This window comes from Mycobacterium sherrisii (assembly GCF_002102355.1).
Lineage (GTDB): Bacteria > Actinomycetota > Actinomycetes > Mycobacteriales > Mycobacteriaceae > Mycobacterium > Mycobacterium sherrisii.
Genome location: NZ_LQPT01000026.1, coordinates 1 through 6243 on the forward strand (window position 1 = coordinate 1; position 6243 = coordinate 6243).

Annotated in this window: 7 protein-coding genes; 6 read left to right on the forward strand and 1 reads right to left on the reverse strand. The window is 67.9% G+C overall.

Translation table 11 applies throughout. From position 1 onward, the window contains the following. Positions 1-164: 164 nt before the first annotated feature. Positions 165-647 (reverse strand): copper chaperone PCu(A)C domain-containing protein, encoded by a 483-nt coding sequence (locus AWC25_RS04575; protein WP_232327418.1) that lies wholly within the window; start codon positions 645-647, stop codon positions 165-167. Positions 648-1037: 390 nt separating this feature from the next. On the opposite strand from AWC25_RS04575, the gene carD reads away from it, so the two are divergent. Genes carD through AWC25_RS04605 form a run of 6 tightly spaced genes read left to right on the forward strand, consistent with a single transcriptional unit; the run spans position 1038 to position 6112 of the window. Next, on the forward strand, positions 1038-1526 hold the full coding sequence (carD, locus tag AWC25_RS04580) for an RNA polymerase-binding transcription factor CarD (RefSeq protein WP_003419482.1): 489 nt from the start codon (positions 1038-1040) through the stop codon (positions 1524-1526). 15 nt (positions 1527-1541) lie between these two features. Continuing rightward, positions 1542-2225, forward strand: a complete 684-nt coding sequence (gene ispD / locus AWC25_RS04585; protein WP_069403074.1) for a 2-C-methyl-D-erythritol 4-phosphate cytidylyltransferase — start codon at positions 1542-1544, stop codon at positions 2223-2225. Beyond that, positions 2222-2710, forward strand: coding sequence for a 2-C-methyl-D-erythritol 2,4-cyclodiphosphate synthase (ispF, locus tag AWC25_RS04590; protein WP_085166419.1), 489 nt, complete (start codon positions 2222-2224; stop codon positions 2708-2710). The genes ispD and ispF overlap by 4 nt, the downstream gene beginning before the upstream one ends. A 51-nt stretch (positions 2711-2761) precedes the next feature. Next, complete coding sequence (gene cysS / locus AWC25_RS04595; protein WP_069403072.1) at positions 2762-4171, forward strand: cysteine--tRNA ligase; 1410 nt, start codon at positions 2762-2764, stop codon at positions 4169-4171. Between the two features lie 10 nt (positions 4172-4181). Then, complete coding sequence (rlmB, locus tag AWC25_RS04600) at positions 4182-5114, forward strand: 23S rRNA (guanosine(2251)-2'-O)-methyltransferase RlmB (protein ID WP_069403071.1); 933 nt, start codon at positions 4182-4184, stop codon at positions 5112-5114. Beyond that, a complete protein-coding gene (locus AWC25_RS04605; protein WP_084229615.1) occupies positions 5111-6112 on the forward strand; it encodes a glycerophosphodiester phosphodiesterase family protein in 1002 nt (333 codons plus the stop codon). The genes rlmB and AWC25_RS04605 overlap by 4 nt, the downstream gene beginning before the upstream one ends. Positions 6113-6243: the final 131 nt, after the last annotated feature.

Here is a 6243-nt window from a genome sequence, read left to right on the forward strand (position 1 = left end):
CAACGACGCTACGAGCCAGACACCAGGTGATCAGGATCCAACCACCGCAACAAGCGGCAACCCCACCCTGACACTGACATGACGGTATCGGCAGGGGGTGACAACTGACGTTCGTGACACGACCCCGGCGGCCGCGCTGGGCCGTCCGGGCACCGGCCCGCTGGTTAGACCGCCGGCGGCGCGGCGGAAATCGGCACCTGGACGCTGGCCTGCCCGGCCTTTTCGAAGGTGAAGGTGAAGGGATAGGTGAGGCCGTTGCTGATGGGCTTCGCCAAGTTGACGGTCGCCTTCGCCGCGGTGTTGGGGTTCAACGGCCCCGGCGCTACCTTCTGGCCGTCCGGCGTGCCGATGAAGAGCATCCCGCTGGCGGGCAGGTGCGTGTCGCCGGACACCGTCACCGTGCCGATGTCGCTGGTGATGCCCACCAGCCGGTCCGCGACGTCGGGGGATTGATTCACCGCCACCAGCACCAGGTCCACCGCCTTGCCGGGCTGCAGGAAGTCCCCGGTCTGCGTGGCCTGGATGCGGATGTCGCGCAGCGCGACGTTGTTGACCGAGACCCTGTTGCCGTTGATGGCCGGCTCCTGGGTGGCCATTTGCGAGATTTGACCGGCGCCACACGCGGTCAACGCGGCGGCGACCATCATGGCCAGCCCGGCGAGGACGATTCGGGCGGGGAAGCGGACCGCGAGGCCGGTCTTGAAGCGGTTCACTCAGTGCCTCCTGGGCTCGGTCTGGCTGATCGAAGCGAATCGTCGCACGGCGACGGCGGGGCCAACCGTGCAACTATGCACACAACTATGCAGAGTAGTAGGAAGGTCTTTCGGGCGGTAGCGCAGGTGGCCAGACCAGCACCGCAGCGGCAATAGCGGGGGCCCGCGCCCGGCAATTCGGGACGTTGATAAGGTGTGGCATTGCACGTCTTCGTCCTTCTGTCAACCCCTAATCAGCGCGCGTTGTGCCCCTGACCTGCACTGTTGCTTCGCGCGACCTGGACCGGCGTGTTAGACTGAAGTAACGAAAGGGGCTCGAATCAGATGATCTTCAAGGTCGGCGACACCGTTGTTTATCCACACCACGGTGCTGCGTTAGTCGAGGCGATCGAAACCCGCACCATCAAAGGGGAGCAAAAAGAGTATCTCGTCTTGAAAGTTGCGCAGGGTGACCTGACCGTTCGAGTTCCCGCGGAGAACGCCGAGTACGTCGGCGTCCGCGACGTCGTCGGACAAGAAGGCCTGGACAAGGTCTTCCAGGTGCTGCGCGCTCCGCACACGGAAGAACCCACCAACTGGTCACGCCGTTACAAGGCCAACCTGGAAAAGCTCGCCTCCGGCGACGTCAACAAGGTTGCCGAGGTCGTCCGTGACCTCTGGCGACGCGACCAGGAACGCGGCCTGTCCGCGGGTGAAAAGCGCATGTTGGCCAAGGCTCGCCAGATTCTGGTCGGCGAACTGGCGCTCGCCGAAAGCACCGACGACGCCAAAGCGGAGACCATCCTCGACGAGGTTCTGGCCGCCGCTTCCTGAAGGCCCTGAGCTCCGGTGGCCGGGGGCACAGTTGTCGCATTGGTCCCCGCCGCGGGGTCAGGGGAACGGTTACGCGCCGGCGTTCCAAAGGCATTCTGCGAGCTCGACGGGCGCACGCTGCTCGAACGAGCCGTCGTTGGGTTGCGCCAATCGGGGGTCGTCGACCAGGTCGTGGCGGCGGTTCCCGTTGACCGCATCGATGCGGCGCAGCATCTACTCGGCGAGCAGGCCATCGTCGTAGCCGGCGGGGCCGGCCGTACCGAATCGGTCCGTCTGGCTCTGGCCGCCGTGCCGGGCACCCCGCAGTTCGTCCTTGTCCACGACGCTGCCCGGGCGCTGACCCCACCGCCGCTGATCGCGCGAGTGGTGGCGGAGTTGCGGGCCGGGCACGTCGCCGTGGTGCCCGCCCTGCCGCTGCATGACACCATCAAGGCCGTGGATGCCAACGGCGTGGTGTTGGGGACACCGGAGCGGGCCGGGCTGCGTGCGGTGCAGACGCCGCAGGGGTTTGCCACCGACCTGTTGTTGCGCGCGTATCAACGTGCCGATGCAGGCGTTGCCAACACCATCGCCACCGACGACGCATCGCTGGTCGAGGCAATCGGCGCCCAGGTTCGGGTGGTCGACGGCGACCCGCTGGCATTCAAGGTCACCACCCAGCTGGACCTGCTGCTAGCCCAAGCGGTCGTGCGCCGGTGACCGAGCAGGCCGCCCTTCCGCGGATCGGGTTGGGCACCGATGTGCACCCGATCGAACCCGGACGGCCCTGCTGGCTGGCGGGGCTGCTGTTCGACGGCGCCGACGGCTGCGCCGGGCACTCCGACGGGGACGTGGCCGCGCATGCGCTGTGCGACGCGGTGTTATCCGCCGCCGGGCTCGGCGACATCGGCGCCGTGTTCGGGGTCGACGATCCGCGCTGGAAAGACGTCACCGGCGCCCGGATGCTGCGCCACGTCGCCGAATTGATCGCCGGGCAGGGCTACCGGGTCGGCAACGCCGCCGTGCAGGTGATCGGCAACCGACCGAAGATCGGGCCGCGCCGCGCCGAGGCGCAACAGGTGTTGTCGGAGCTGCTGCGCGCACCGGTATCAGTCTCAGCGACGACCACCGATGGGCTGGGTCTGACCGGCCGGGGCGAGGGTTTGGCCGCGATCGCGACCGCGCTGATCATTGCCCACGGATAGCCTCGCCCGCTGCGACCGACGGATCCGAAGTACCAGGTAAGCTGGCACGTCGTGACCGATCGCCCCCGTCTGCGGCTCCACGACACGGCAGCCGGCGCCGTGCGCGATTTCGTTCCGCTGCGCGAGGGACACGTTTCCATCTACCTGTGCGGCGCCACCGTCCAAGGGCAACCGCACATCGGGCACGTCCGCAGCGGGGTCGCCTTCGACATCCTGCGCCGCTGGCTGATGGCGCGCGGGTACGACGTCGCGTTCATCCGCAACGTCACCGATATCGACGACAAGATCCTCAACAAGGCCGCCGCCGCGTGCCGGCCGTGGTGGGAATGGGCCGCCACCTACGAGCGAGCCTTCACCGCGGCCTACGACGCGCTGGACGTGCTACCGCCCTCGGCGGAGCCCCGGGCGACCGGGCACATCACCCAGATGGTCGAGTTAATGGACAGGCTGATCGAAAAGGGTCACGCCTATGCCAGCAACGGCGACGTCTACTTCGACGTGCTCAGCTTCCCCGAGTACGGGCAGTTGTCCGGCCACCGCATCGACGACGTCCACCAGGGCGAAGGCGTGGCGACCGGCAAGCGTGACCAGCGTGACTTCACGCTGTGGAAGGGCGCCAAGCCCGGTGAACCGTCCTGGCCCACACCCTGGGGCCGCGGCCGCCCGGGCTGGCACCTCGAATGCTCGGCGATGGCCCGCACATATCTCGGACCGGAGTTCGATATCCATTGCGGTGGAATGGATTTGGTGTTCCCGCATCACGAGAACGAGATCGCGCAGAGCCATGCGGCCGGGGATGGGTTCGCCCGCTACTGGCTGCACAACGGCTGGGTGACAATGGGCGGGGAGAAAATGAGCAAATCGCTGGGCAACGTGTTGTCCATCCCGGCGATGTTGCAGCGCGTCCGTGCGCCCGAGCTCCGCTACTACCTGGGCAGCGCACACTACCGTTCAATGCTGGAGTTCTCCGAGACCGCGCTGCAGGACGCCGTGAAAGCGTATGTGGGAGTGGAAGATTTCCTGCATCGGGTCCGGGTCCGCGTCGGTGGGGTGGTCCCGGGGCGGTGGACGTCGCGATTCGCCGACGCGCTCGACGACGATCTCGCGGTCCCGATCGCGCTGGCCGAGATCCATCACGCGCGCGCCGAGGGCAACCGGGCACTCGATGCCGGTGACCACGAGGGCGCGTTGCAGCAGGCCGGTGCGATCCGCGCGATGATGGGCATCTTGGGTTGCGACCCGCTCGACGAACGCTGGGAAACCCGCGACGAGACCTCGGCCGCGCTCGCAGCGGTCGACGCGCTCGTGCGCTCCGAGCTTGATCGACGGCAACGCGCTCGCGAGGAGCGCAATTGGGCATTGGCGGACGAGATTCGGGACCGGCTCAAGCAGGCCGGTATCGAGGTCACCGACACCGCCGACGGGCCGCAATGGGAGCTGCAAGCCGGTCCGGAAAAGTGACGGGCAAGTAATGGCCGGCAACTCCCGGCGGCAAGGGGCCGTGCGCAAGACCGGCAGCAAGAAGGGACCGACCGTAGGGTCGGGCGGTCAGCGGCGTCGCGCGCTGGAGGGCCGGGGCCCCACACCGCCGGCGCACCTGCGTCCCAACCACCCGGCCGCAAAGCGGGCCGCCAAAAGCCAGTCCCGCCGACCGGCCAAGCGCACCGACGAGACCGAGACCGTGCTGGGGCGCAACCCGGTGCTGGAATGCCTGCGCGCCGATGTACCCGCGACTGCGCTCTACGTCGCGCTCGGTATCGACGCCGACGAGCGGGTCACCGAATCTGTTTCGCGGGCAGCGGATTTAGGCATCGCGATCCTGGAGGTGCCGCGTTCGGACCTGGACAAGATGACCACCAACCACCTGCACCAGGGCATCGCTTTGCAGGTCCCGCCGTACAACTACGCCCATCCCGACGATCTGCTGGGCACCGCCCTGCAGTCGCCGCCGGCGCTGCTGGTCGCGTTGGACAACATCTCCGATCCCCGCAATCTCGGCGCGATCGTCCGATCGGTCGCGGCCTTTGGCGGTCACGGCGTCCTGATACCGCAACGCCGTTCGGCCTCCGTGACCGCGGTCGCCTGGCGCACCAGTGCCGGGGCCGCGGCCCGCATCCCGGTGGCCCGCGCCACCAATCTCACCAGGACACTGACGAATTGGGCCGACCGCGGCGTGCGCGTGGTCGGGCTCGACGCGGGCGGCGAGACCACCGTCGACGAGCTGGACGGCACCGACCCGATCGTCGTGGTTGTCGGGTCGGAGGGCAAGGGACTATCGCGGCTAGTGCGGCAGAACTGCGACGAGGTGGTGTCGATACCGATGGCCGGTCCTACCGAATCGCTGAACGCGTCGGTGGCCGCCGGGGTGGTGCTCGCCGAGATAGCGCGCCAACGCCGGAGGTGACGCTTTTGCCCGGCCGGCTCGTGCTCCTGGGCGCCGCACTGGCCGCGCTGACACTGCTGCTGCCGGGCACCGTCACGGCGGCTGGGGCACCGGAGTTCGACCTGCAGGCGCACCGCGGCGGACGCGGTGAGACTACCGAGGAGTCGCTGCGCGCCTTCGTCGCCTCGCTCGAACTCGGGGTCAGCACATTGGAACTCGACGTGGTCATCACCAAAGACGACCAGCCCTTGGTCTGGCACGACGCGGTGATCGGCGCCGACAAGTGCGTCGACACCGGGCCCGTCGTCACCGGCGACCCGCAGTACCCGTACGTCGGAAAACTGGTACACGAGCTAAGCCTCGCGCAGCTGCGAACCCTCGACTGCGGCCGTCGGCTGGCCGAATTTCCCGCCGCGACGGTGGTGCGCGGCAACAAGATAGCGACTCTGCCGGAGGTCTTCGCGCTCGCCGAGGCGTATCGGGCGCCGAATGAAACCGGGGTGCGTTACGACATCGAGACCAAGGTCGAGGCCGACAAGCCGGCCGCGTCGGCAGGGTCGCAGCAATTCGTGGACGTGATCCTGGCCGCGGTGCGCTCGGCGGGCAAAATCGACTGCGTCGAGATCGAGAGCTTCGACTGGCGCACCCTGCCCATGGTGCATCGGGCCGAGCCGGACATCCCACTGGTGGGGCTGTACGACGCCTCGACCTGGGTGCCGGGTTCGCCCTGGCTGGCCGGCATCGACCCCGCGGTCGTCGGCGATCCCGTCGTCGGGGCGCTGCTGGCCGGGGCGAACATCGTGGCACCCGAGTATCGGCTGGTTACCGGCAGGGGATATGTCGATCACGCACATATGTTGGGGCTCAAAGTGATTCCGTGGACCGTCAACGACGCCGAGGCCATGCGCGAGCAGATCGGCGACGGTGTCGACGGCATCATCACCGACTACCCGACCAAACTGCGCGGCGTGCTCGCCGAGCTCGGCATGCCGCTGCCACCGGCCTATCGGCGCGGCTAGCGGAACCTGCCCTCAGCCAGCGGCCGGGTGGCCCAGACGATCTGGCTTCGGCGTCTAGGAGTCTGCTGAATTAATTCCGCGTGGCGGGCGTGGTCGTCTTGGGGTTTTCGCCGATGATTGGTGGGTGCGGG

Coding starts and splice junctions, on each gene's coding strand:
- AWC25_RS04575 (WP_232327418.1), bottom strand. CDS start 647: ATGATGGTCGCCGCCGCGTTGACCGCGTGTGGCGCCGGTCAAATCTCG.
- carD (WP_003419482.1), top strand. CDS start 1,038: ATGATCTTCAAGGTCGGCGACACCGTTGTTTATCCACACCACGGTGCT.
- rlmB (WP_069403071.1), top strand. CDS start 4,182: ATGGCCGGCAACTCCCGGCGGCAAGGGGCCGTGCGCAAGACCGGCAGC.